27 protein-coding genes and 3 riboswitches are annotated in these 24,053 nt (G+C 67.4%); of the genes, 12 read left to right on the forward strand and 15 right to left on the reverse strand.

Annotation, left to right across the window (positions count from 1 at the left end; all coding sequences use genetic code 11):
• The 6 genes from nusB to nrdR form a co-directional block, all read right to left on the reverse strand.
• On the reverse strand, positions 1-483 hold the full coding sequence (gene nusB, locus J2T47_RS27205) for a transcription antitermination factor NusB (RefSeq protein WP_253453582.1): 483 nt from the start codon (positions 481-483) through the stop codon (positions 1-3).
• Positions 480-956, reverse strand: coding sequence for a 6,7-dimethyl-8-ribityllumazine synthase (gene ribH / locus J2T47_RS27210; RefSeq protein ID WP_015475395.1), 477 nt, complete (start codon positions 954-956; stop codon positions 480-482). Before ribH ends, nusB begins: the two co-directional genes overlap by 4 nt.
• A 97-nt stretch (positions 957-1,053) precedes the next feature.
• Positions 1,054-2,151 carry a bifunctional 3,4-dihydroxy-2-butanone-4-phosphate synthase/GTP cyclohydrolase II gene (gene ribBA, locus J2T47_RS27215; protein ID WP_253453585.1) on the reverse strand — a complete coding sequence of 366 codons (1,098 nt, stop codon included), beginning with the start codon at positions 2,149-2,151 and terminating at the stop codon, positions 1,054-1,056.
• A gap of 16 nt (positions 2,152-2,167) precedes the next feature.
• On the reverse strand, positions 2,168-2,836 hold the full coding sequence (locus tag J2T47_RS27220; RefSeq protein ID WP_081517123.1) for a riboflavin synthase: 669 nt from the start codon (positions 2,834-2,836) through the stop codon (positions 2,168-2,170).
• Between the two features lie 154 nt (positions 2,837-2,990).
• Positions 2,991-3,153, reverse strand: a riboswitch (FMN riboswitch).
• Between the two features lie 122 nt (positions 3,154-3,275).
• Positions 3,276-4,376: a bifunctional diaminohydroxyphosphoribosylaminopyrimidine deaminase/5-amino-6-(5-phosphoribosylamino)uracil reductase RibD gene (gene ribD, locus J2T47_RS27225; RefSeq protein ID WP_253453588.1), complete on the reverse strand. Its 1,101-nt coding sequence runs from the start codon at positions 4,374-4,376 to the stop codon at positions 3,276-3,278.
• Positions 4,373-4,837: a transcriptional regulator NrdR gene (gene nrdR / locus J2T47_RS27230; RefSeq protein ID WP_017521848.1), complete on the reverse strand. Its 465-nt coding sequence runs from the start codon at positions 4,835-4,837 to the stop codon at positions 4,373-4,375. Before nrdR ends, ribD begins: the two co-directional genes overlap by 4 nt.
• A gap of 129 nt (positions 4,838-4,966) precedes the next feature.
• Between nrdR and J2T47_RS27235 the strand changes: the two genes are divergently transcribed.
• From J2T47_RS27235 to trxA, 3 genes are all read left to right on the forward strand, one after another.
• A complete protein-coding gene (locus tag J2T47_RS27235; RefSeq protein ID WP_253453591.1) occupies positions 4,967-5,434 on the forward strand; it encodes a YbaY family lipoprotein in 468 nt (155 codons plus the stop codon).
• A complete protein-coding gene (locus J2T47_RS27240) occupies positions 5,431-6,087 on the forward strand; it encodes a class I SAM-dependent methyltransferase (protein WP_253453594.1) in 657 nt (218 codons plus the stop codon). Before J2T47_RS27235 ends, J2T47_RS27240 begins: the two co-directional genes overlap by 4 nt.
• Positions 6,088-6,289: 202 nt before the next feature.
• Complete coding sequence (trxA, locus tag J2T47_RS27245; RefSeq protein ID WP_253453597.1) at positions 6,290-7,159, forward strand: thioredoxin; 870 nt, start codon at positions 6,290-6,292, stop codon at positions 7,157-7,159.
• 81 nt (positions 7,160-7,240) lie between these two features.
• Here the strand turns inward: trxA and J2T47_RS27250 are convergent, their stop codons facing one another.
• Positions 7,241-7,603 carry a hypothetical protein gene (locus tag J2T47_RS27250; protein ID WP_253453600.1) on the reverse strand — a complete coding sequence of 121 codons (363 nt, stop codon included), beginning with the start codon at positions 7,601-7,603 and terminating at the stop codon, positions 7,241-7,243.
• 129 nt (positions 7,604-7,732) lie between these two features.
• Here J2T47_RS27250 and J2T47_RS27255 point away from each other — a divergent pair, with 129 nt between their 5' ends.
• The 6 genes from J2T47_RS27255 (at position 7,733) to J2T47_RS27280 (ending at position 12,122) form a co-directional block, all read left to right on the forward strand.
• Positions 7,733-8,317, forward strand: a complete 585-nt coding sequence (locus tag J2T47_RS27255; protein ID WP_253453603.1) for a DUF2796 domain-containing protein — start codon at positions 7,733-7,735, stop codon at positions 8,315-8,317.
• A 15-nt stretch (positions 8,318-8,332) separates the two neighbouring features.
• Positions 8,333-9,040: an ABC transporter ATP-binding protein gene (locus J2T47_RS27260; protein ID WP_253453604.1), complete on the forward strand. Its 708-nt coding sequence runs from the start codon at positions 8,333-8,335 to the stop codon at positions 9,038-9,040.
• A gap of 2 nt (positions 9,041-9,042) precedes the next feature.
• Positions 9,043-10,308, forward strand: a complete 1,266-nt coding sequence (locus tag J2T47_RS27265; RefSeq protein WP_253453607.1) for an ABC transporter permease — start codon at positions 9,043-9,045, stop codon at positions 10,306-10,308.
• A gap of 9 nt (positions 10,309-10,317) precedes the next feature.
• The gene (locus tag J2T47_RS27270; protein WP_253453610.1) at positions 10,318-10,851 is read left to right on the forward strand and encodes a DUF3299 domain-containing protein; all 534 of its coding nucleotides are present in this window, start codon (positions 10,318-10,320) and stop codon (positions 10,849-10,851) included.
• A 137-nt stretch (positions 10,852-10,988) separates the two neighbouring features.
• Positions 10,989-11,708, forward strand: coding sequence for an OmpW/AlkL family protein (locus J2T47_RS27275; protein ID WP_253453614.1), 720 nt, complete (start codon positions 10,989-10,991; stop codon positions 11,706-11,708).
• 57 nt (positions 11,709-11,765) lie between these two features.
• On the forward strand, positions 11,766-12,122 hold the full coding sequence (locus J2T47_RS27280; RefSeq protein WP_253453617.1) for a SirB2 family protein: 357 nt from the start codon (positions 11,766-11,768) through the stop codon (positions 12,120-12,122).
• Here the strand turns inward: J2T47_RS27280 and J2T47_RS27285 are convergent.
• The 4 genes from J2T47_RS27285 to J2T47_RS27300 all read right to left on the reverse strand — a co-directional run bounded on the left by J2T47_RS27285 (position 12,103) and on the right by J2T47_RS27300 (position 16,217).
• The gene (locus tag J2T47_RS27285) at positions 12,103-13,050 is read right to left on the reverse strand and encodes an NAD-dependent epimerase/dehydratase family protein (RefSeq protein ID WP_253453620.1); all 948 of its coding nucleotides are present in this window, start codon (positions 13,048-13,050) and stop codon (positions 12,103-12,105) included. The two genes, J2T47_RS27280 and J2T47_RS27285, sit on opposite strands and share 20 nt — an antisense overlap.
• A complete protein-coding gene (locus J2T47_RS27290) occupies positions 13,043-13,927 on the reverse strand; it encodes a sugar nucleotide-binding protein (protein WP_253453623.1) in 885 nt (294 codons plus the stop codon). Before J2T47_RS27290 ends, J2T47_RS27285 begins: the two co-directional genes overlap by 8 nt.
• 140 nt (positions 13,928-14,067) lie before the next feature.
• Positions 14,068-14,556, reverse strand: a complete 489-nt coding sequence (locus tag J2T47_RS27295) for a DUF934 domain-containing protein (RefSeq protein WP_253453626.1) — start codon at positions 14,554-14,556, stop codon at positions 14,068-14,070.
• Positions 14,553-16,217, reverse strand: a complete 1,665-nt coding sequence (locus J2T47_RS27300; RefSeq protein WP_253453629.1) for a nitrite/sulfite reductase — start codon at positions 16,215-16,217, stop codon at positions 14,553-14,555. Before J2T47_RS27300 ends, J2T47_RS27295 begins: the two co-directional genes overlap by 4 nt.
• A gap of 345 nt (positions 16,218-16,562) precedes the next feature.
• On the opposite strand from J2T47_RS27300, the gene ccoG reads away from it, so the two are divergent.
• Positions 16,563-17,972, forward strand: a complete 1,410-nt coding sequence (gene ccoG, locus J2T47_RS27305; protein ID WP_253453632.1) for a cytochrome c oxidase accessory protein CcoG — start codon at positions 16,563-16,565, stop codon at positions 17,970-17,972.
• 86 nt (positions 17,973-18,058) lie between these two features.
• A complete protein-coding gene (gene mapR, locus J2T47_RS27310; protein ID WP_253453712.1) occupies positions 18,059-19,468 on the forward strand; it encodes a GntR family transcriptional regulator MpaR in 1,410 nt (469 codons plus the stop codon).
• A gap of 335 nt (positions 19,469-19,803) precedes the next feature.
• Here mapR and cobM read toward each other — a convergent pair whose 3' ends face one another.
• From cobM to J2T47_RS27330, 4 genes are all read right to left on the reverse strand, one after another.
• The gene (cobM, locus tag J2T47_RS27315) at positions 19,804-20,550 is read right to left on the reverse strand and encodes a precorrin-4 C(11)-methyltransferase (RefSeq protein WP_253453635.1); all 747 of its coding nucleotides are present in this window, start codon (positions 20,548-20,550) and stop codon (positions 19,804-19,806) included.
• The gene (locus J2T47_RS27320; protein WP_253453638.1) at positions 20,547-20,963 is read right to left on the reverse strand and encodes a cobalamin biosynthesis protein; all 417 of its coding nucleotides are present in this window, start codon (positions 20,961-20,963) and stop codon (positions 20,547-20,549) included. Before J2T47_RS27320 ends, cobM begins: the two co-directional genes overlap by 4 nt.
• A gap of 76 nt (positions 20,964-21,039) precedes the next feature.
• Entirely contained in the window at positions 21,040-21,750 is a 711-nt protein-coding gene (locus tag J2T47_RS27325) for a CbtA family protein (protein ID WP_253453642.1), read from the reverse strand.
• A 164-nt stretch (positions 21,751-21,914) separates the two neighbouring features.
• On the reverse strand, positions 21,915-22,103 hold the full coding sequence (locus J2T47_RS27330; RefSeq protein ID WP_138216880.1) for a CbtB domain-containing protein: 189 nt from the start codon (positions 22,101-22,103) through the stop codon (positions 21,915-21,917).
• Between the two features lie 100 nt (positions 22,104-22,203).
• A riboswitch (cobalamin riboswitch) is annotated at positions 22,204-22,422 on the reverse strand.
• Positions 22,423-22,493: 71 nt separating this feature from the next.
• A riboswitch (cobalamin riboswitch) is annotated at positions 22,494-22,688 on the forward strand.
• Between the two features lie 235 nt (positions 22,689-22,923).
• On the opposite strand from J2T47_RS27330, the gene cobW reads away from it, so the two are divergent.
• Positions 22,924-23,976, forward strand: a complete 1,053-nt coding sequence (gene cobW, locus J2T47_RS27335; RefSeq protein ID WP_253453645.1) for a cobalamin biosynthesis protein CobW — start codon at positions 22,924-22,926, stop codon at positions 23,974-23,976.
• The last annotated feature ends 77 nt before the right edge of the window (positions 23,977-24,053 follow it).

A 24,053-nucleotide genomic window follows, 5' to 3' on the forward strand; every position in this document is an offset into this window, starting at 1 on the left:
TCAGCGCTTGGCGCCACGCAGTTCGGCGGCGCGCAGGCGCGGAGCGAGCTTGTCCAGCACGCCGTTGACGAACTTGTGCCCGTCGGTGGCGCCGAAGGTCTTGGCCAGCTCGATGCCTTCGTTGATGACGACCTTGTACGGTACGTCCAGGCGGTTGCGCAGCTCGTAGGTAGCCAGGCGCAGGATGGCCAGCTCCACCGGGTCGACCTCTTCCAGGGCGCGGTCCAGGCAGGGAGTGAACTCCTCGTCCAGATCGGTCTTCAGGCGCGGTACGCCGTGCAGGATCTCGTGGAAGTAGGCGCCGTCGACATCGCTGAAATCGTTCTCGGTGCGGAACGACGCCTCGATCTCGTTGAGCGGCTGGCCAGCCATCTGCCAGGAGTACAGGGCCTGCACCGCAAGGCTGCGGGCCTTGCGACGCATGGCGATCTTGTTCGGCTTGGCGGGCTTGGCCGGGGTGTTGCTGCCGTCCTGGGTGCTCACTTGGCCTCCAGCTGCGACAGCAGGCTCACCATTTCCAGGGCGGACAGGGCAGCTTCGGCGCCTTTGTTGCCGGCCTTGGTGCCGGAGCGCTCGATGGCTTGTTCGATGGAGTCGACCGTCAGCACGCCGAAGGCGACCGGCACGCCGAACTGCAGGGAAACCTGTGCCAGGCCCTTGGTGCATTCGCCCGCTACGTATTCGAAGTGCGGGGTGCCGCCACGGATCACCGCGCCGAGGGCGATGATGGCGTCGAACTCACCGCGCTGGGCGACTTTCTGCGCTACCAGCGGGATTTCGAAGGCGCCCGGAGCGCGGATCACGGTGATGTCGCTCTGGGCGACGCCGTGGCGCACCAGCGCGTCGATGGCGCCTTCCACCAGGCTTTCCACCACGAAGCTGTTGAAGCGGCCAACCACCAGGGCGAAGCGGCCTTTGGGGGCGATGAAGGTACCTTCGATGGTCTTCAGGGTCATGGACAAGTCTCACTGTTAAAGAGCCGGAGCGTCACAGTGGCGCTCCGCAAATAGGGTAGAAGAACGGCACCGCCGTGCCAGGGCACGGCGGCGAGGTTCATTCAGCGGGCAGGTATTCTACAACTTCCAGGTCGAAACCGGATATCGCGTTGAAGCGCATCGGCGCCGACATCAGGCGCATCTTGCGCACGCCCAGGTCGCGCAGGATCTGCGAACCGGCACCCACGGTGCTGTAAGTGGTGGTCGGCTTCTGCACCGGCGCCGGGGTGTTGGTGATCTCGCGCACATGCGCCAGCAGGTCATCGCCGCCAACCTGGTGGCCCAGCAGCAGGACCACGCCGGTGCCGGCCTCGGCCACCTTGGCCATGGCCGCGCGCAGGCTCCAGCGGCCCGCCTGGTTGACCATCAGCAGGTCGCGCAGCGGGTCGGGGTTGTGCACGCGCACCAGGGTCGGCTCTTCCGGGCAGACGTTGCCCAGGGTCAGCGCCAGGTGCACGTCGCCTTCCACGGAGTCGCGGTAGGTGATCAGCTTGAACTGGCCCAGTTCGGTATCCAGCGGCTGCTCGGCGAGGCGCTCGACGGTGCGCTCGTGGATCAGGCGGTAGTGGATCAGGTCGGCGATGGTGCCGATCTTGATGCCGTGCTGCTGGGCGAATTCTTCCAGCTCCGGGCGACGGGCCATGGTGCCGTCGTCGTTCATGATCTCGCAGATCACCCCGGACGGCTCGAAGCCGGCCATGCGCGCCAGGTCGCAGGCCGCTTCGGTGTGACCGGCGCGAGCCAGCACGCCGCCGGGTTGCGACATCAGCGGGAAGATGTGGCCGGGGCTGACGATGTCGGCGGCTACGGCGTTCTTCGCCGCGGCGGCCTGCACGGTGCGGGCGCGGTCAGCGGCGGAGATGCCGGTGGTGACGCCTTCGGCGGCCTCGATGGAGACGGTGAACTTGGTGCCGAAGCCGGAACCGTTGCGCTGCACCATCAGCGGGAGCCCTAAGCGCTCGCAGCGCTCGCGGGTCATCGGCATGCAGATCAGGCCGCGGGCGAAGCGGGCCATGAAGTTGATGTCTTCGGTGCGGACGCACTCGGAGGCGATGATCAGGTCGCCTTCGTTCTCGCGGTCCTCGTCATCCATGAGGATGACCATCTTGCCCTGACGCATGTCGTCGAGCAGTTCTTCAATGCTGTTGAGTGCCATACGGGGAAGAGCCTTATCAGTGTTTCATGAAGCCGTTTTCGGCCAGGAATGCTTCGGTGATGCCGCCAGCGCCGGCGGCGGGGTCCGCTGCCTTGTCGCCGAGCAGCAGACGCTCCAGGTAGCGCGCCAGCAGGTCGACTTCGAGGTTGACCAGGCGACCGCCGCGGTAGTCGGCCATGATGGTCTCCTGCACGGTGTGCGGGACGATGGTCAGCTCGAACTCGGCGCCGTTGACCGCGTTCACCGTCAGGCTGGTGCCGTCGACGGTGATCGAGCCCTTGAGCGCGATGTACTTGGCCAGCTCACGCGGTGCGCGCACGGTGAACTGGATGGCGCGGGCGTTTTCCTCGCGCTTGACGATCTCGCCGACGCCGTCGACGTGGCCGCTGACCAGGTGGCCGCCCAGGCGGGTGGTCGGGGTCAGGGCCTTCTCCAGGTTCACCCGGCTGCCGATCTTGAGCTGGGCGAAGGCGGTGCGCGCCAGGGTCTCGCGGCTGACGTCGGCCCAGAAGCCGTCGCCGGGCAACTCCACCGCGGTCAGGCAGATGCCGTTGACCGCGATGCTGTCGCCGAGCTTGACGTCGGCGAGGTCGAGCTTGCCGGTCTTCACGTACAGGCGCACGTCACCGCCTTTCGGGGTGATGGATGCGATGGTGCCGATGGATTCGATTATGCCGGTGAACATGAGGCCTCCCGCACGGCGAAGGCCGCTGGCCGGCAAGGCCGCGTAGCCAACTGGGAAAGATGATGCATGTGGCGAACTCCTGTTTTGGTTAAAAAACAGGGCGTATCGATCGAAGGGATTTCTCGGGCGCGCGCAGGCACGCCCCGATGGCTCATCCCGTTCTCTCTTCATCCGGACTATGACCGTCGGCCCCGGGATCACACCGGGTCTGCTGACCCTGGCCATCCGGCGAACCGGTCTGGACAGGCGCTCGCGGGCTAGACGCATTGCGCGCCATTACCGCCGGTGGGGACTTGCACCCCGCCCTGAGAACGTCAATCGCGGTCGTTACAGCATCGACCGCGTGTGGCGTTTTACCACAGGCCGGGGCAACTCGGAAGCTTCCTATTGATCGCTCCGCGCCCGGCGACAAGCCGAAGTCAGTGGCGCCAGCGCGGCATCACAGCGGTCTGGCCGTGACCAGCCAGTCGTCTCCCACCGCGCGGATGTCGACGATCTTCAGCTCGCGGGATTCGCTCATGCGCTCCAGCGGCAGCTCCAGCAGCGGGCGCGCCGAGGAGCCGAGCAGCTTGGGCGCCATGAAGATGCTGTATTCATCCACCAGCCCGAGGCGGGCGAAAGCGCCGGCCAGGCGCGGGCCGGCTTCCACCAGCACCTCGTTGATGCCACGGCGGCCGAGTTCGCTCAGCAGCGCCAGCAGGTCGACCTGGCCGTCGAGGCCGGCGAGGTTCAGCAGTTCATGGCCGACCACCGCGTAGTTCGGGTCGTCCCGGGTGCTCACCACCAGCGCGGGACCGGCCTGGAAGAAGGTGGCCGTCAACGGCACGCGCAGGCGCCCGTCGATCAGCACGCGCTGCGGCTGGCGCTGGGCGGCCAGGTCGGTCTGTTCGGCGTCCAGGCCCAGTTCGTCCGGGCGCACGGTCAGGCGGGCGTCGTCGGTCAGCACGGTATCGGCGCCGGAGAGCACCACGCTGGACTGCGCGCGCAGTCGCTGCACGGCACGGCGCGCCGCCGGGCCGGTGATCCACTGGCTCTCGCCGCTGGCCATGGCGGTGCGGCCGTCCAGGCTCATCGCCAGCTTCACGCGGACGAAGGGCAGGCCGGTTTCCATACGCTTGAGGAAACCCGGGTTCAGCGCGCGGGCTTCGTTTTCCAGCACGCCGGAGCGCACTTCGATACCCGCTTCGGCGATACGCCGCAAGCCGCTGCCGGCGACTTGCGGGTTCGGGTCCTGCATGGCGGCGACGACGCGGGCGAGGCCGGCGCCGATCAGAGCGTCGGCGCAGGGCGGTGTGCGGCCGAAGTGGCTGCAGGGTTCCAGGGTGACGTAGGCGGTGGCGCCACGGGCCTTGTCGCCGGCCTGGCGCAGGGCGTGGACTTCCGCGTGGGGCTCGCCGGCGCGCAGGTGCCAGCCTTCGCCGACCACCTCGCCATCGCGGACGATGACGCAGCCGACACGCGGGTTGGGATGGGTGGTGTACCAGCCCTTGCGCGCCAGCTCGATGGCGCGGGCCATCCACAGCTCATCCATGCCACTCATTCCTTCGACGGCTCGCGGGCCAGGCGCTCGATTTCCTCGCGGAATTCGTTGAGGTCCTGGAAGCGGCGATAGACCGAGGCGAAGCGGATATAGGCGACTTCATCGAGCTTCTGCAGCTCGGCCATCACCAGCTCGCCCAGCACCCGCGACTTGATCTCGCGCTCGCCGGTGGCGCGCAGCTTGTGCTTGATGTGCGCCATCGCCTCCTCGAGCCGCTCGATGCTCACCGGACGCTTTTCCAGCGCACGCTGCATGCCGGCGCGCAGCTTGTCCTCGTCGAAGGGCTGGCGGCTGCCGTCCTGCTTGATCAGGCGCGGCATGACCAGCTCGGCGGTCTCGAAGGTGGTGAAGCGCTCGCCGCAGGCCAGGCACTCACGGCGCCGGCGGACCTGGTCGCCCTCGGCGACCAGGCGCGAATCGATGACTTTGGTGTCGTGGGCGCCGCAGAAAGGACAGTGCATGGCGAGTCTTGGGCAGTCAGAAAAGGTAAGAGGCTCATGGTAGCGCATCGACTGGCCGAATAAACCCCGCTCCCACGAGACAGGCCGCAGGCATTAGGCTATACAGGCGCCCGCCTGGAATCTGTTGCGATGGAGCCCGCCATGTTCGCCCGCCTGCTCTGCCTGTCCCTTACCGTCCTGCTGGCCGCCTGCGCCAGCGAGAAGCCCGCGCCGGTCACCCAGCCGGCCGCCGTCACGAAGCAATCGACCTCCCCGCTGGAGGAGCCCGTGCCAGCCAACCTGCGCGCCCTCAGCGGCCAGCTCAGCAGCTCCCAGGGCTTCCTGCCGGCCGGCAGCGAAGTGGAGCTGGCGCTGCTGGTGATCGACCAGCGGGACCGCCCGCAGCAGTTGCTCTCCAGCGAGAAGATGATCGCCACCGGCCAGGCCCTGCCGTTCCGCGTGGTGTTCAACCCGGAAGCCTTCCCCGCCGGCGCCCGCGTCGAACTGCACGGCCGCGTCTCGCAGTCCGGCCAGTTGGCCTGGCGCCTGCCGCCGGTGCGCATCACCCAGCCGGAAACCCGCGCCCTCGGCGAACTGCGCCTGGAGCGCGCGCCGTGACGCCACCGCTGTCCCTGCAGACAGCCCTCGGTGAACTGCTCGGCGACGCGCGCCTGTCCGCCGAAACCTTGCCCGGCACCGACATCCGCCTCTGGCTGATCGACGCGCAGAACATGGACCGCGAGTTCAGCCCCGACGAAACCCGGCGCATCCTCGAAGAACCGCCTTACTGGTGCTTCTGCTGGGCCAGCGGCCTGGTGCTGGCGCACTGGCTGGCGGAAAAGCCTGACTGGGTGCGCGGCAAGCGCGTGCTGGATTTCGGCGCGGGCTCGGGCATCGCCGCCATTGCCGCGGCCAAGGCCGGTGCCGCCGAAGTGGTGGCCTGCGACCTCGACCCGCTGGCGCTCGACGCCTGTCGCGCCAACGCCGAGCTGAACGGCGTGGAGCTGACCTACTCGGCGGACTTCTTCCAGGAGGAGGACCGCTACGACCTGATCATCGTCGCCGACGTGCTCTACGACCGCGCCAACCTGCCGCTGCTGGACGAATTCCTCAGCCGTGGCCGCGAAGCCCTGGTGGCCGACTCGCGGGTGCGCGACTTCAGTCATCCGCTGTATGAGCGCCTGGGGATTCTCGACGGCTGCACCTGGCCGGACCTGGCCGAGCCGGCCGAATTCCGCCATGTGAGCCTTTATCACGCGCGGCGCGGGTGACATCGCCCCTTCGGGCGGGACGATCGCGGACGGAGTCCGCTCCTACGCTCATTGCGTGAGCGGTTCACCCCTGCAGGAGCGGGCCCCTGGGGCGCTCCTGCAGGGATCACCGAAGCCCGGCCGTGTGGGTTGTTTCCGTTCCAGAGCGCCCCCACTTATAGTGGCAACCACCTTCATCGCCCCACTCGATTCGAGATTCCCCATGAGCGATACGCCCTACATCTTCGACGCCAGCATCGCCAACTTCGATCAGGTCGTCATCGAGAACTCCTTCCACAAGCCGGTCCTGGTGGACTTCTGGGCCGACTGGTGCGCCCCGTGCAAGGCCCTGATGCCGCTGCTGGCGCAGATCACCGAGTCCTACCAGGGCGAACTGCTGCTGGCCAAGGTCAATTGCGACGTCGAGCAGGACATCGTGATGCGTTTCGGCATTCGCAGCCTGCCCACCGTGGTGCTGTTCAAGGACGGCCAGCCGGTGGACGGCTTCGCCGGCGCGCAGCCCGAATCGGCGATCCGCCAGATGCTCGAACAGCACGTACAGCCGCCCGCTCCGGCCGCCGGCAACCCGCTGGAGCTGGCGCAGACTGCCTTCAACGAAGGCCGCTTCGCCGAAGCCGAGGCGCAACTCAAGGCGCTGCTGGGCGAAGACAACACCAACGCCGCTGCGCTGATCCTCTACGCCCGTTGCCTCGCCGAGCGCGGCGAGCTGGGGGAAGCCGAGACCGTGCTCGACGCGGTGAAGAGCGACGACCACAAGCAGGCACTGGCCGCCGCCAAGGCCCAGCTGACCTTCCTGCGCCAGGCGGCTGACCTGCCCGACGCCGCCACGCTGAAGACCCGTCTGGCCGCCGACGCCAACGACGACGAAGCCACCTACCAGCTGGCCGTGCAGCAACTGGCCCGTCAGCAGTACGAGGCGGCGCTGGACGCCCTGCTCAAGCTGTTCGTGCGCAACCGCGGCTACGGCGAGGACCTGCCGCGCAAGACGCTGGTCCAGGTGTTCGACCTGCTGGGCAACGACCACCCGCTGGTGCTCGCCTACCGGCGCAAGCTGGCGAACGTTCTCTACTGATCGCTTCGCGGTACTTTTTCACCTGTAGGAGCGCCCCATGGGCGCGATCGCGGGCATGGCCCGCTCCTACAGGCAGATTCGTTATTCCCCGTCGATCCAGTTGAAGACCTGCACACCCTCGCGCACCTCGATCTTCACCTTCGGGCTGTGCCGCAGACGCACCAGCAATCCCTTCGCTGCCCCGGAACTGCCCGCCAGCGCCGCCAGCTCATCCAGCAGTTGCGGCCCTTCGCTGCTGCCACTGCGGCGCAGCAGGTCCTGCGCCGCCAGCCACAGCTGATCCACCGGCGCGCCCGCTGCCGGCGCCGGTGCGGCTGCGGCCACCGGCGCCACAGCGGCAGCGGCGGCCGGCAGGTTCTGCGCCAGCCGCGCCCAGTCGGCGGCGTCCATCTCCACGGTGAGGTCCACCGGCCAGTCGCCGATGGTGCCCTTGATTCTCAGCATCGCCCTTCTCCTCGCGGCCTTTCGCGCATGCTCCCACGGCGCGGCCCTCGCGCCAAACGCACGCTAAGCTGGCGTTAATAATTCATCTGTTATAACGTAACAAAATCATTCAACGAACCGGAGTTCCCCATGCGCCCCCTGCTCCTCGCTGTCGCCCTGCTGCCCCTCGCCGCCCAAGCCCACGACGAACATGAACATGGCAGCCTCGGCAAGCATGAGCATGGCGTCGCCCAGCTCAACGTCGCCCTCGACGGCAAGACCCTGGAACTGGAAATGGACAGCCCGGCGATGAACTTCGTCGGCTTCGAGCACGCCGCCACCAGTGAAGCCGACAAGGCCACGGTGGCCGCCGTGCAGGCCCAGCTCAAGCAGCCGCTGCAACTGCTCGCCCTGCCCGCCTCGGCCCAGTGCAGCGTGCAGTCGGTGGAGCTTTCCAGCCCGCTGTTCGGCGATGCGCCAAAGGCCGACGACGATCATGAGCACGATCACGAGCATGCTGATGGCGACCACGATGAACACGAAGGCCACCACCACGCCGACATCGACGCCCACTACCAGCTGACCTGCGCCCAGCCGCAGGACCTGGCCACCCTCGATTTCGCACCGCTGTTCAAGCGATTCCCGGCGACCCAGAAGATTCAGGTACAACTGATCGGCCCGAGCGGCCAGCAAGGTGCAGAATTGACCGCCGCCAACCCGTCCCTGAACTTCTGATACCGACCCGTTGAAATGACCGCACTGCTCGAACTCAACAACCTCGGCTTCGCCTGGCCCGGCCAGGCGGAGCTGCTGGACATCCCCGCCTTTGCGCTGGCCCGTGGCGAGACCCTGTTCCTCAAGGGTCCGTCCGGCAGCGGCAAGACCACCCTGCTCGGCCTGCTCGGCGGCGTGCAGCGCCCCCAGCGCGGCAGCGTGAAGCTGCTGGGCGAGGACATCGCGCAGATGAAGTCGGCGCGTCGCGATCATTTTCGCGTCGATCACACCGGCTACATCTTCCAGCAGTTCAACCTGCTGCCGTTCCTCTCGGTGCGGGAGAACGTCGAGCTGCCCTGTCATTTCTCCCACAGCCGTGCCGAGCGCGCGACCCTGCGCCACGGCAGCGTGGCCAAGGCCGCCGAGGCGCTGCTGGGGCACCTGGGGCTGGGCGATGCGGCGCTGATCGAGCGCCGCGCCGACAGCCTGTCGATCGGCCAGCAGCAGCGCGTTGCCGCCGCCCGCGCGCTGATCGGCCAGCCGGAGCTGGTGATCGCTGACGAGCCGACCTCGGCGCTGGACGCCGACGCCCGCGAAGCCTTCCTCCAGCTGCTGTTCGCCGAATGCCGCGAGGCCGGCGCCAGCCTGCTGTTCGTCAGCCATGACCAGAGCCTGGCTGCCCTGTTCGATCGCAGCCTGTCGCTGACCGACCTCAACCGCGCCGCCCGCGCTCCGGGAATCTGAGCATGTACCTGTTGCGCCTGGCGCTCGCCAGCCTGTCCAACCGCCGCTTCACCGCGCTGCTGACCATCTTCGCCATCGCCCTCTCCGCCTGCCTGCTGCTGGCGGTGGAGCGCGTGCGCACCGAGGCCAAGGCCAGCTTCGCCAGCACCATCTCCGGCACCGACCTGATCGTCGGCGCCCGCTCCGGCTCGGTGAACCTGCTGCTCTACTCGGTGTTCCGCATCGGCAACGCCACCAACAACATCCGCTGGGAAAGCTACGAGACGGTGACCCACAGCCCGCTGGTGAAGTGGGCCATCCCGATTTCCCTGGGCGACTCGCACCGCGGCTACCGCGTCATGGGCACCGACACCGGCTACTTCGAGCACTACCGCTTCGGCCGCGGGCAGACGCTGGAGCTCGCCGAGGGCAAACCGTTCGGCCAGGACCTGTTCGACGTGGTGCTCGGCGCGGAAGTCGCGCAGGCCCTGCATTACAAGCTGGGCGACAGGATCGTCCTGGCCCACGGCGTCAGCACCATCAGCCTGGTCAAGCACGACGACAAGCCGTTCACCGTGGTCGGCATCCTCAAGCGCACCGGCACGCCGGTGGACCGCACCCTGCACATCTCGCTGCAAGGCATGGAGGCATTGCACGTCGACTGGAAGAACGGCGTACCGGCACGCGGCGCCGATCGCATCAGCGAGGACCAGGCCCGCGGCATGGACCTGCAGCCCAAGGCAATCACTGCCTTCCTGCTGGGCCTGAAGAGCAAGGTGGCGACCTTCACCCTGCAGCGGCAGATCAATGAATACGACGGCGAGCCGCTGATGGCTATCCTCCCGGGTGTGGCGCTTCAGGAGCTCTGGGGACTGATGGGCACGGCGGAGAAAGCGCTGTTCGTGGTCTCGCTGTTCGTGGTGCTGACCGGTCTGATCGGCATGCTCACCGCCATCCTCACCAGCCTCAACGAACGCCGCCGCGAGATGGCCATCCTGCGCTCGGTGGGCGCGCGGCCCTGGCACATCTTCAGCCTGCTGGTGGCGGAAGCCTTCGCCCTGGCGCTGGCGGGCGTGGCACTGGGCGTCGGGCTGCTCTACGCGGGCATCGCCGGCAGCCAGGCGTACGTACAGGCGAACTACGGCATCTTCCTGCCATTGGCGCTGCCCAGCGCCTATGAATGGTCACTGCTGGGCGGCATACTCCTGGCCGCGCTGCTGATCGGCTGTGTGCCGGCGTGGCGTGCCTATCGGCAATCGCTGGCCGATGGCCTGTCGATTCGCCTCTGAGCCTGCCCCATGAAAGAAAGCCCCCTGCGCCGCCTGCTGTTCCTCCTGCTCCTCGCCACCAGCGCCACCGTCTGGGCGGCGCCGCGTGAGCTGAGCTGGCCCGAGCTGATCCCCGAGGGCGCGCCGCCGCCCCCGCCGCCGGTGCCGCTGCACGATATGTCCAAGCTTTCCGATGTACTCAATTCGGAGAGTGGCCCGGCGGTGAAGCAGCAGATACCCAACGCACCCGTGGTACAGCAGCTGGATGGCGAGGAAGTGAAGATGCCGGGCTACATCGTGCCGCTGGAAGTGGAGGAAGACGGCCAGACCGTGCGTGACTTCCTGCTGGTGCCCTACTACGGCGCCTGCATCCACGTACCGGCGCCGCCGTCCAACCAGATCGTCTATGTTCGAGGCGGCAAGGGCGTAAAAGTCGACGAGCTTTACCAGCCGTTCTGGATCATCGGCAGGATGAGCGTGAAGGCGGTGGAAAGCGACCTCGCCGAGGCCGGCTACCAGATGCAGGCCAGCAGCATCGAACCCTACGAATACACCGGCCAGTGAGTGGGCGCGGCGCTTTGCCGCACCCTCGATTCCTACAAAGCTTGTGGGCTTTATTGAGCCAGGTCAAAAGTACGCTTTTAGCGCTGTCTACTATTCTGGGCACCAACACTTATACCAAAGAGATATTGGAGCTCATCATGCGTAAGTCCTGGCTAACCACTTCGCTTCTCTCACTTGCCGTCGCAGCGCCGGTCGCAGCCCAGGCCGCCGACATTCGCGGCCACCAGGCCGGCGACTTCCTGGTACGTGGTGGTTTTGCCACCGTGGCGCCCGATGACAGCAGCTCCAACGTCAAGCTCGACGGCACCAAGGTCAGTGGCACCAAGGCCACCGTCGACAGTGACACCCAGCTGGGCCTGACCTTCGCCTACCTGCTCACCGACAAGATCGGTATCGAGCTGGTCGCCGCCACTCCGTTCAAGCACCAGGTCGACGTGAAGGGCCTGAACAAGGCCACCGGCCTGAGCGGTCTGGACGGCAAGCTGGCCGACATCAAGCAGCTGCCGCCGACCGTACTGCTGCAGTACTACCCCATGGGTGGTACGAGCTCCGCCTTCCAGCCGTATGGCGGTCTGGGTATCAACTACACCACCTTCTTCGACGAAGACCTGACCAGCTCCCGCAAGGACCAAGGCTTCAGCAACCTGAAGCTGCAGGATTCCTGGGGCCTGGCCGCCGAACTGGGCATGGACTACATGCTCAACGAACACGCCTTCGTCAACGCCGCGGTCTGGTACATGGACATCGACACCAAGGCCAGCGTCGACGGGCCGTCCGCGCTGGGCGTACAGAAAACCAAGGTCGATGTTGACGTCGACCCCTGGGTTTACATGGTCGGTTTCGGCTACCGTTTCTGACGGAGCACACATGAAAAAGGCGCCCAAGGGCGCCTTTTTCACTTTCAGGGAACCGCTATGTACCTCGAACTCAAAGCACTGCACGTCAGCCTGGCGATCCTCAGCACCTTGCTCTTCCTGCTACGCCTGGGGCTGAGCTGGTGGGGCAGGCGCCCGTCGGGCTGGCAGCGCGGACTGCCCCATCTGATCGACACCCTGCTGCTGCTCAGCGCCCTGGGCCTGGTGCACCTGGCGATGCCCTGGCCGCTGCCGGTGTGGCTGCAGGTGAAGCTCGGCCTGCTGGTGCTCTACATCGTGCTGGCGGCCTTCGCTCTGCGCAGCACGTCGAAGCCAGCCAAGGCGCTGCTCAGCGTTCTCGCACTGGGCTCGCTGGCCGGCATCTTCTACCTGGCGGTCAACAAACCCTGGTGGTGATCAACTGGGCCAGGCCTTCCGCCAGCGGCGTGGGCGCGTCCAGGCGGTAGCGCTGCAGCAGGCGGCGGTTGTCGGCGCGGGAATGGCGGATATCGCCGTGGCGCGCCGGCAGGTAGGTAATCTCCGGCAGCCCGCCGGTGAGCTTGCCGATCTCGGCCAGCAACTGATTGAGGCTGGTGGATTGGTCGAGCCCGACGTTGATCGCCGACTCGGCCACGTCGTCGGCCAGCAGCGCAGTCATCAGCAGCTTCACCAGATCACCGACGTAGATGAAATCACGGGTCTGCTCGCCATCGCCGAACACGGTGATCGGCAGGCCCTGCTCGGCGCGCCGGGCAAAGATGCTGATCACTCCGGAATAGGGCGAGGACGGATCCTGGCGCGGGCCGTAGACGTTGAAGAAGCGGAAGATCGCCGGCTCCAGGCCGTGCTCGCGACGGTAGAAGTCCAGGTAGTACTCGCTGGCCAGCTTGTCTGCCGCGTAGGGCGTCAGCGGCGCCTTCACCACGTCCTCGTCGATGGCGGAGCCTTCGCCGTTCTGCCCGTAGACCGCCGCGCTGGAAGCGAACAGCACCCGGTGGATGCCTTCCTGGCGCATGGCCTCGCAGAGGTTCAGGGTGCCGATGAAGTTGGCGCGGTGGGTGCCCACCGGGTCTTCCACCGAAGCCTGCACCGAAGCGATGGCCGCCAGGTGCACGACGCCCTGGCAGCCGCTCAGTGCGCCACGCAGGGCGGCTTCATCGGCGACGTTGCCGACGATCAGGTCGACGCGGCTGTCGAGGTTCTCGCGCTTGCCGGTGGACAGGTCGTCCAGCACACGCACGGCAAAGCCCTGCGCCAGCAGCGCGTCCGCCAGGTGGGAACCGATGAACCCCGCGCCGCCGGTGATGAGGATGGGCTGCGCGGAGGGGGAAAGACGATCAGACATGGCGGTAATAGCGATCCAGCAGGGCGGGCAGGCCGGCGCGCCAGGCGCGCGGCTTGATACCGAAGGTATGGAGGATTTTCTTGCAGGCGAGCACCGCATGCTGCGGTTCGTCGCCGGCGTCCGGGCGCGCGGCGTGGGCCTGCGGGCTCGGTTCCTGGACGGCCAGGGTATGGAAGGCGCGGGCCTCGCCGAGTACCACCTGGCCCAGGGACAGGGTGGTCGTGGCTTCCAGGCCGCCATAGTGGTAGGTGCCCCACAGCGGCGCCTGGCAGTCGAGCTGCTTGAGCACCGAGAGGATCACCCGCGCGGCGTCGTCCACCGGGGTCGGGTTGCCGCGGCGGTCGTCGGCGAGGAACAGCACCTGCTCCTTCTCGGCACGCCCGAGGAAGCGGCCGAGCACGCCGTCGGCGCTGTCGTCCAGCAACCAGCCGAAACGCAGCAGCACATGCCGCGGACAGGTCGCCCGCACCCACTGCTCCATGCGCCACAGCGCCTGGCCACGCGGGCCCAGGGGCAGCGGCTCGTCCTTCTCGCTGTAGGCGGTGGCGCGGGCGCCATCGAACACGCGGTAGCTGGACGGCTGGATCAGCAGGATCTCGTGGTGCTGGCAGAGTTCGGACAGACGCTCCACCGCGCGCTCCTGGCTGGCCAGGCGGGCGGCGTCGACAGCCTCGGCCTGGAACCAGTCGAAGTAGTAGGCGAGGTTGATCACCGCGTCGGGGCGGGTCTCGTCCAGCAGGACGGTGAGGCTGGAAGCGTCCCAGCCCTGTTCGGGCGGCCGGGGGGCGAGGAAGCCGATGTCTTCCTCGGCACCAAGGCGGATCAGCGCCTGTCCAAGGGCATTACCGCCACCCAACAGCATCAGGCGCATGCGCATATTCTGGGGGTCACTCGAATCCGTGGGTTACCGCCGGCACGCACGGCGCCGGGGATGATGCCCGCATTTTTCCTGTGCCCCGGCACAGCGTCAAGCTTGGCCGACCCGCTGCAGACTCGGCCGCACGTGGCGGCGCTGCTCTAGGAGCGGCGGCGGAACAACGGGCGCGGCTCGATCACCGAGCGGCCGTAGAGCACGCTCAGGCCCGCCAGGCCCTTCAGCGCATCTTCCACGGGCTTGTCCTCGCGCACGGCAAAGGCATCGAAACCGCACTGGCGCATATGCGCCAACTGGTCACGCAGCACATCGCCGACGGCGCGCAGTTCGCCGCGCCAGCCCAGACGGCTGCGCAGCAGATAGGCCAGGCTGTAGCCGCGACCATCGCGGAAGCTGGGGAAGTCGATGGCGATCAGCGCCGGCTCCTTCAGGCGCCAGATCAGTTCCTCGGGGTCGTCCTCCGGTGCCAGCCAGACGCCGTGTCCGGAGCCGGACTCCAGCGCCAGCCAGTCCTTCAGCGGCAGGATCAGTCGGCCCTCGGGCAATACTTCCGGCAGTTCGCGCAGCAAGGTCCAGGGATCGCCCGGCGCCACTTCCGCCACGCCATCGCGCAGACGAATCAGGTTCTTCATGCCGGCACCTCCGCCTGGCGGTAGACCCGCGCCTTGAACGGCTCCAGGCCGATGCGCTCGACCGTTTCGACGAAGCGCTCGCCGGCGCCGCGCTGCTCGACATAGGTGTGTACCAGCGCTTCGATCACATCCGGCACCTCGGCAGCGCTGAACGACGGGCCGATCACCTTGCCCAGCGCGCTCTTCACACCCTGCGCGCCGCCCAGGGTGATCTGGTACCACTCGCTGCCGTTCTTATCGACGCCGAGGATGCCGATGTTGCCAATGTGGTGATGGCCGCAGGCGTTCATGCAGCCGGAAATGTTCAGGCTGAGGTCGCCCAGGTCGTGCAGGTAGTCGAGGTCCTCGAAGCGCTGCTGGATGCCCTGGGCGATGGGGATCGACTTGGCGTTGGCCAGCGCGCAGAAGTCGCCGCCGGGGCAGGCGATGATGTCGGTCAGCAGCCCCTGGTTCGGCGTACCCAGGCCAGCCCCGCGGGCTTCCTGCCAGAGCGCGTGGAGGTCGGACTTGCGCACGTCCGGCAGGACCAGGTTCTGTTCGTGGGCGACGCGGATTTCGCCGAAGCCGAAGCGCTCGGCCCAGTCGGCCACCAGCTCCATCTGTCCGGCGGTGGCATCCCCCGGCGGCGCCTCGGCGCCCGGCTTGGTGGACAGCACCACGCTGGCATAGCCCGGTACGCGGTGCGGACGCACATTGCGCGAGGCCCAGCGGGCGAAGTCGGCATCGGCGGCCAGAGCCGTGCCGTAGGCCAGTTCGTCGGCAGACGCGTAGACCGGCGGATCGAATGCCGCCGCAACGCGCTGGTACTCATCGAGGGTCAGTTGTGCCTCGCCATCGCGCAGGTGCTGCCACTCTTCCTCCACCTCGCGGGAGAACGCCTCGATGCCCAGCGCCTTCACCAGGATCTTGATCCGCGCCTTGTACTTGTTGTCGCGGCGGCCATGGCGGTTGTACACGCGAAGGACAGCCTCGACGTAGGACAGCAGGTGCCACCAGGGCAGGTCCTCGCGGATGACCTGGCCGAGCATCGGCGTGCGCCCCAGCCCGCCGCCGACCAAAACCTTCAGGCGCAGTTCGCCGTCTTCGGCGCGGCGCAGGTAGAGGCCGATGTCGTGCATCATCACCGCCGCGCGGTCCTCCTCGGCGGCGCAGATCGCGATCTTGAACTTGCGCGGCAGGAAGAGGAATTCGGGGTTCACCGTCGACCACTGGCGGAGGATTTCCGCCAGTGGGCGCGGGTCGAGGAACTCGTCCGCGGCGACACCGGCGAAGGCCTCGGTGGTGATGTTGCGCACGCAGTTGCCGGAGGTCTGGATGGCATGCATCTCGACCTCCGCCAGGCGCTCGAGGATGTCCGGCACCCGCGCCAGCTCGACCCAGTTGAACTGGATGTTCTGCCGCGTGGTGAAGTGGCCGTAGCCGCGGTCGTGCTCGCGGGCGATCCAGGCCAGGGTGCGCATCTGCTCGCTGGACAGCGTGCCGTAGGGAATCGCCACCCGCAGCATGTAGGCGTGCTTCTGCAGGTACAGGCCGTTCTGCAGGCGCAGCGGCAGGAATTCCTCTTCGCTCAGTTCGTCGCTCAGGCGCCGCTGCACCTGGTCGCGGAACTGCGCCACCCGTTCGCGCACCAGGGCGCGGTCGTAATCATCGTATCGGTACATCGCCAGGCCACCTTGGGGACGTTGCGTAGCGGCCTGCTTCTGTCGTCGAGCGCGCTACTTCAGGGATGACCGAATAGTGGCCGGCGCCTGCTGCGCAAAACAGCGGCAGATCGCGCGGGAAAAACCGGATCAGATGCGCCCGGCGCCTGCCCCTGCGGGCCTGCGACCGGTTGCCGCAACAGGCCCGATCAGCCGCCCCATCGCGCAGCACGCCAGGCCGCCAGCAGCGCGGGCCGGAGCGTTCTGCGCCATCTGATATGGTTTTTTCCGGCGAACCTGAATCTGTTTCGGGTGCAGACCGATTCGTACAGTCGCGGCGCCTCTTCTGCCTGATGGGCCACGACAATGAGCGAAAGAATCCAAGCGAAGATCATCGAGATCGACGCACCGCAACGTTTCACCCCGCCGCCCAAACCGCTGTCGGCGGTGACCCCGACGGTCTACACCAAGCGCTTCGCCGGACGCTTCCGCGACCTGCGGCGCCTGGGCGGCGGCCTGCTGTTCCTGCTGTTCTTCGGCACCCTGTGGCTGCAATGGAACGGCCGCCAGGCGGTGCTCTGGGACCTGCCCGAGCGCAAGTTCTACATCTTCGGCGCGACCTTCTGGCCGCAGGATTTCATCCTGCTCTCGGCGATCCTGATCATCGCCGCCTTCGGCCTGTTCTTCATCACGGTGTTCGCCGGCCGCGTCTGGTGCGGCTACACCTGCCCGCAGAGCGTGTGGACCTGGGTCTTCATGTGGGCCGAGCAGGTCACCGAGGGCGACCGCAATCAGCGCATCAAGCGCGACCAGGGCCCGGTGAATGCGGAGAAAGTCCTGCGCAAGGGCGCCAAGCACGGCCTCTGGCTGCTGATCAGCCTGGTCACGGCGATCACCTTCATCGGCTACTTCACGCCGGTGCGGCCACTGGTGGCGGACCTGTTCACCCTCAGGCTCGACCTGGAAAGCACCTTCTGGGTCGCCTTCTTCGCCGCCGCCACCTACGCCAACGCCGGCTGGCTGCGCGAGCAGGTGTGCATCCACATGTGCCCGTACTCGCGCTTCCAGAGCGTGATGTTCGACAAGGACACCCTGATCATTTCCTACGACGCGGCGCGTGGCGAATCCCGCGGCGCACGCAAGAAGGACGCCGATCCCAAGGCCCTCGGCCTGGGTGACTGCATCGACTGCCAGCAGTGCGTGCAGGTCTGCCCCACCGGCATCGACATCCGCGACGGCCTGCAGATCGCCTGCATCGGCTGTGCCGCCTGCATCGACGCCTGCGACTCGGTGATGGACAAGATGGGCTACGACCGTGGCCTGGTGCGCTACACCTCGGAAAGCGCGCTGGAGGGCGGCCAGACCCACCTGCTGCGCCCACGCCTGATCGGCTACGCGGCGGTGCTGCTGGTGATGATCGGCGCCTTCGTCTGGGCCCTGGAAGCGCGGCCGCTGATCAACCTCGACGTGGCCCGCGACCGCGGCCTGTTCCGCGAGAACGCCGTCGGTGAGATCGAGAACATCTACAACCTCAAGCTGATCAACAAGACCCAGCAGCCGCAGCACTACCAGTTGAGCCTTGCCGATGGCGCCGGCTACCGCCTGCAGGGCGTGCCGGAGCTGATGCTGCAGCCGGGCGAGATCCGCGACTTCGCCGTCTCGGTGGCCAGCCTGGCGCAGAGCAGCGCCGGTGGTTCGGTGCCGCTGCACTTCAAGGTCAGCGATGGCAACGAGTCCATCGACGCCGCCAGCACCTTCGTCTCGCCGAGGCGCTGAGCATGGCTCGGGAGCTTGGCGTGACCTCGGCGCAGCGCCTAGAGTGGGCGGATTCTTCCGCCCCCCAGGCCGCCGTGCAGGACAAGATGAAGCGCTACGAGAAATTCGCCGACGAGATCGCCGGCCTGATCCGCAGCGGCGTGCTCGCCCCCGGCCAGAAAGTCCCCTCGGTGCGGCACGCCAGCCGCACCTACGGGGTCAGCGCCTCCACGGTGTTCCAGGCCTATTACCTGCTGGAGGACCGCGGGCTGATCGTCGCCCGTGCGCGCTCGGGCTATTTCGTCCGCGAGCACGTGCAGCGCGCGCTGGCCGAGCCGGAAATCGCCCGCCACGACGCGCAGACCACCGAGGTGGACGTCAGCGAACTGGTGTTCTCGGTGCTCAGCTCGATCAAGGACCCGGATACCGTGCCCTTCGGCTCGGCCTTCCCGGCGCCGGAACTGTTTCCCCTGCCGCGCCTGGCACGCTCCATGGCCCACGCCGTGCGCGACATGGACCCGCGCTCGGTGGTCGCCGACCTCGCCCCCGGCAGCCACGCGCTGCGCCGGCAGATCGCCCTGCGCTACATGGTCGGCGGCATGCCGCTGCCGGTGGAAGAACTGGTGGTCACCAACGGCGCGCTGGAAGCGCTGAACCTGTGCCTGCAGGTGGTCACCCAGCCGGGCGACCTGGTCGCCATCGAGGCGCCGGCCTTCTACGCCAGCCTGCAGGTGCTCGAACGCCTCAAGCTCAAGGCGGTGGAAATCCCCGTACACCCGCGCGAGGGCATCGACCTGGACGTGCTCGCCGACAGCCTGGCGCGCCTGCCGATCAAGGCCTGCTGGTTCATGAGCAACTTCCAGAACCCGCTGGGCGCGAGCATGGCCGAAGACAAGAAGCGCGCCCTCGCCGCGCTGCTGGCCCGGCATCAGGTGCCGCTGATCGAGGACGACGTCTACGCCGAACTGTACTTCGCCGCCCAGGCGCCCAAACCGGTGAAGGCCTTCGACAGCGAAGGGCTGGTGATGCACTGCAGCTCCTTCTCCAAGAGCCTCGCGCCGGGCTACCGGGTCGGCTGGGTCGCCGGCGGGCGCTACGCCGAGCAGATCGAGCGGCTCAAGCTGATGACCAGCCTGTCGGCCTCGGTGCCGGCCCAGGCGGCCATCGCCGACTACCTGCAGCACGGCGGCTACGACCGCCACCTGCGCAAACTGCGCCATGCGCTGGAAAGCCAGCAGCACGCGATGCTCGCCGCCGTGGCCCGGCACTTCCCCGCCGCCACCCGCGTCACCCGGCCCAGCGGCGGCTACTTCCTGTGGCTGGAGCTGCCCGAGCACATCGACGCGCTCAAGCTGTTCCAGCTCGCCCATGCCCAGGGCATCAGCCTCGCTCCGGGGCCGATCTTCTCGGCGACGCGGCGCTTCGGCCACTGCCTGCGCCTGAACTATGGCCACCCGTGGACCACCGCCAGCGAACAGGCCATGGAAACCCTCGGGCGGATCATTCACTCGCTGTAGAGCGGCAGCCGGACTGATCCGCACATTCGGAAACGATCTGTACCTGTGCGGCGCTTTGTCGCAGGCCTACCCTGTCAGGCAGGAAACCCGGACGAGGGAAGCTGTCATGGAAGCGGAAGGCCTGATGATCCTGCTCACAGTGAGCGCCGCGCTCGGCGTGCACCTGTGGGTGCGCTGGTACCTGCGACGCGGGATGCTGCCACGCGGCGATCAATGGCTGGCCTGAGCGGCTCTTCGCAGGAGCGAGCTTGCTCGCGAACGGCCCAGCCCTGGTCCCTCCAGGAAGCTCTGTTCGCGAGCAAGCTCGCTCCTACAGGAAGCAAAAAGCCCGCGCTCTAGGGGCGATACAGGTGCGCATGCCCCGCGCTGTACAACGACGAATCGGCAAAACCCTCCGCCCCCAGCACCTTGCCCACCAGGATCAGCGCCGTGCGCTTGAAGCCCTTGGCCTCTGCCCTGGGCAGGATGTCACCGAGGGTGCCGGTGACCTGGTCCTGGTCCGGCCAGCTGGCGCGATGGATCACCGCGATGGGGCAGTCCGCGCCGTAGTGCGGCAACAGTTCGGCGACGATACTCGCCAGCTGACCGACGCCCAGGTGAATGGCCAGGGTCGCGCGGTGCTGCGCCAGTTCCGCCAGCGACTCGCCTTCGGGCATACGTGTTCTGCTCGCATAGCGGGTCAGGATCAGCGTCTGGGAAATATCCGGCAGGGTCAGTTCGCAGCCGAGAATCGCCGCGCAGGCGGAAGTCGCGGTGACGCCGGGGACGATCTCGTAGGCGATGCCCCGTTCGCGCAAGTGGCGGATCTGCTCGCCGATGGCGCCGTAAAGCGAGGGATCGCCGGAGTGCACCCGCGCGACGTCCTTGCCCTCCGCGTGGGCCTGCGCCAGCAGCGCGACGATCTCGTCCAGGTTCAGTTCGGCGGTATTCACCACGCGCTCGGCGCTATGCCCTTCCAGCACGGCCGGCGGTACCAGCGAACCGGCGTAGAGAATGACCGGGCAGGTACGGATCAGCCGCTGGCCCTTGACCGTGATGAGTTCGGGATCGCCGGGACCGGCGCCAATGAAATAGACCGTCATGACGGCTCCTGTGCGGATTCGACGGGAATGAAGGCGAGTGCGCAGGTAGCTTGATCGCTGCGTCGTTTGCCCACCAGCAGGCGTGACGGCGCACCACCTTGCACCTCGGCCTGCAGCAATGCGGCGGCTTCGGCCACGCTCGCGCTGCCGGTGGCCGCGCGCACGGTTTCGGAAGGGTCACCCAGGCGCTTCTCGCAGGTCGCCAGCTGTTGCGGCGTGAACAGCGCCAGCGGCAGATCGAGGGCGGCGGCCAGGGCGGTCAACCCCTCTTCGTCAGCCTTCAGCGTGGCGCTGGCCAGCGCGGTGAGGCTCGACTCGTCGAGCCCTGCTTCGGCCAAGGTAGCTCGCAGCAGCGCGCGCAATTCCTCCAGAGGGCAGCCCCGGCGGCAACCGAGGCCGGCAACCAGCGTCATGCTCGCTCTCCTTGCAGATCAAAATAAAAACCCCGCAGGCGGCCGGGCCGGCTGCGGGGTCGAGCATAGCGGCGAATCAGGTCGACGGCGCGAAGCGGCGGAACAGCCAGGCGGCGACCAGGCCCAGGGCTGCCCAGAACACGGCATTGGTGACCAGCGAGGCGACGATGAACTCGTGGGCGATGCTTTCCGGCGCCAGGCTGGAATGCACTTCCGGCTGCGGCGCGCCGATCACGTGGGGCACGACCAGCAGTGCCAGGCCGACGATGCGCAGCGCCCAGTGGCGGCCGAACACCAGCAGCGCGAGGCCGGCGGCGGTGGCGGCAGCGGTGCCGATCCACCAGGTCTGCCGCAGGCTCAGGTCGGCGGCAGCGGTGCCGGGGACTTCCGGCGGCAGGCCGAGGGATGGCGCGAGGGTGAACACGGCGAAACCGGCCAGGCCCCAGAGCAGGCCTTCGGACGTCCTGCCCGGCTCGCGCAGGGTGAACAGGCCGGCCAGCATCAGCGCGAAGCCCACCGCGACCACCAGGTTGCCGCCGGTGGTGGAGAGGATGCGCTGCCAGCCGTCTTCCGGCTCCCAGGCTTGCGCATCATGGTGATGGCCGGCGGCGGCGCCATCGGCATGCTCGTGGGCGTGCTCCTCGACCAGCGCGACGGCCGGCTCGGCCTTCTCGTAGGTTTCCGCTTTCAGAATCAGCGGGGAAACCCACAGCAGCTGGACCACGGTCAGCACCAGCGCGGCAATCAGACCGGCGAAACCGGCGGTCTGGGCAATACGTTTGATCATGAGTTCTTTCCTTTTCCTTCTCCGAGCCATCGAATCGAGCGAGCTAGAGCCAGGCAAGGCGGAGGATCGCCAGGGACGCGGAGTGGACTGCTGTCCATGAGCAGTCCACGGCGATTCTCCAACGCAGCCTGGCCGACGCGCAGCCGATCGAACTCAGAACCGCATCAGTGGCAGGGGAAGCCTGCGCTATGGCGAGTATCGTGGGCGGCGTTGTGCACCGCGTCGATGTGCGAGAAGCCGGCGAAATACACCAGCAGCGCACCGAGCAGGCTGGCGCCGACGGCCAGGCTGATGCGCTTGGAAAGGGGGATGGAGGTGCTCGACGCCTGTTGCGTCAGGATGCTGCTGGACATGAACGTTCCCTCTGAAAAGAGTGAGAACGCAGAGGTTGAACGCATTCGAACGCGCCGGATCGGTCGCGCCACGGCCTGCGCCCGCCCACCGCGGGTTGCCAAAATGTGAGGATTCCAGGCCGGTCTCCGGGCTTGCGACGCCGGCGAGAGACTCTCGCCGGACGGGTCAGCCTTCCCATGCCTTGGCACAGTGGCTACTGACGACCCTCGATGCGCTTACCGTTGCGGGGGCAGCGCCGGACTGGTCCTTGCGGACGCACCGGCTTCCCGTTTCACCTCGCGCGCGTCGGCGCGAGACACCTGAAACCGCGCTAGCTGACCACGGTCGTCCCGCAGCGTCAACTGTGCAGCAACCGATCCCCGGCGATTGACCGCCCCGGCCACGCTGCGTAGCCTTCCCCCCTTCGAGGTTCTCCGGCGCTGGCCGGAGCTAAGAGGGAACGTGGAAATCTTCGGATGCGCCACGGCTGCCCCCGCAACTGTGAACAGCCTGTCTCTTCACGCGCCACTGCCGATTCGGGCGGGAAGGCGAAGAGACGATAGAGGGCTGTGAGCCAGGAGACCTGCCTCGTGACGGGTTTTCGATCTGCTGCGCGTCGGCCATGCTGCGTTGGAGGATCGCCGTGGACTGCTCATTGACTACAGTCAACTCCGCGTCCCCAGCGACCCTCCGCCTTGCCTGGCTCTAGCTCGCGAGATCCAGAACTGGTTCGTTATCAACAGACAACCGGGCGGGGTGATCCGGTGGCGACCTTCGTTGCGCGGCGAACCCGCGCGCGCGCCCTTCATCCGCCCTCCCAATTTCGCTTGCGAGGCGCGCATGAAAACCCTGGCCAAACTCCCCGTCACCATCGTCACCGGCTTCCTCGGTGCCGGCAAGACCACCCTGCTCCGCCACATGCTCGATAACGCCGAAGGCCGCCGCATCGCGGTGATCGTCAACGAGTTCGGTGAGCTGGGCATCGACGGCGAAATCCTCAAGCAGTGCTCCATCGGTTGCAGCGAAGAAGAAGCGGTCGGCCGCGTCTTCGAGCTGGCCAACGGCTGCCTGTGCTGCACCGTGCAGGAAGAGTTCTTCCCGGTGATGCGCGAGCTGGTGGCGCGCCGTGGCGACCTCGACCAGATCCTCATCGAGACTTCCGGTCTGGCCCTGCCCAAGCCGCTGGTGCAGGCCTTCCAGTGGCCGGAAATCCGCAACGCCTGCACCGTCGACGCGGTGATCACCGTAGTCGACAGCCCGGCCGTGGCCGCCGGCACCTTCGCCGCCCACCCCGAGCAGGTGGACGAGCAGCGCAAGCAGGACCCGAACCTGGACCACGAATCGCCGCTGCACGAACTCTTCGAAGACCAGCTGGCCAGTGCCGACCTGGTGGTGCTGAACAAGGCCGACCTGCTCGACGCCGAAGCGCTGGCCCGCGTGCGCGCGGAAGTTGCCGAGGAGCTGCCGCCAGCGGTGAAGATCGTCGAAGCCAACTCCGGCCAGCTGCCGCTCTCGGTGCTGCTGGGGCTGAACGCCGAGGCCGAACTGCACATCGACAGCCGCCCGACCCACCACGACCACGAAGGCCATGAAGATCATGACCACGACGAATTCGACTCCTTCCATGTCGACCTGCCGGAAGTGGAAGAGCGCGCCCTGCTCGATGCACTGAACGCGCTGGTCGAGCGCCACGCCGTGCTGCGCATCAAGGGCTTCGTCGCCATCCCCGGCAAGCCCATGCGCCTGCTGGTACAGGGCGTCGGCAAGCGCTTCGACAAACACTTCGACCGCGCCTGGCGCAGCGACGAAACCCGCGGCACCCGCCTGGTGGTGATCGGTCAGGAACTGGACCAGGCCACCATCGCCAACGAGCTGCGTACCGCCCTGGCGTAACGCAACGCTACCCGCAAACGCCGAACTGCCCCCTCTCCCTTCAGGGAGAGGGCTGGGGAGAGGGTGTTACCACCGAG

Origin of the sequence: Pseudomonas nitroreducens (assembly GCF_024170165.1) — a bacterium.
Taxonomy (GTDB): domain Bacteria; phylum Pseudomonadota; class Gammaproteobacteria; order Pseudomonadales; family Pseudomonadaceae; genus Pseudomonas; species Pseudomonas nitroreducens_C.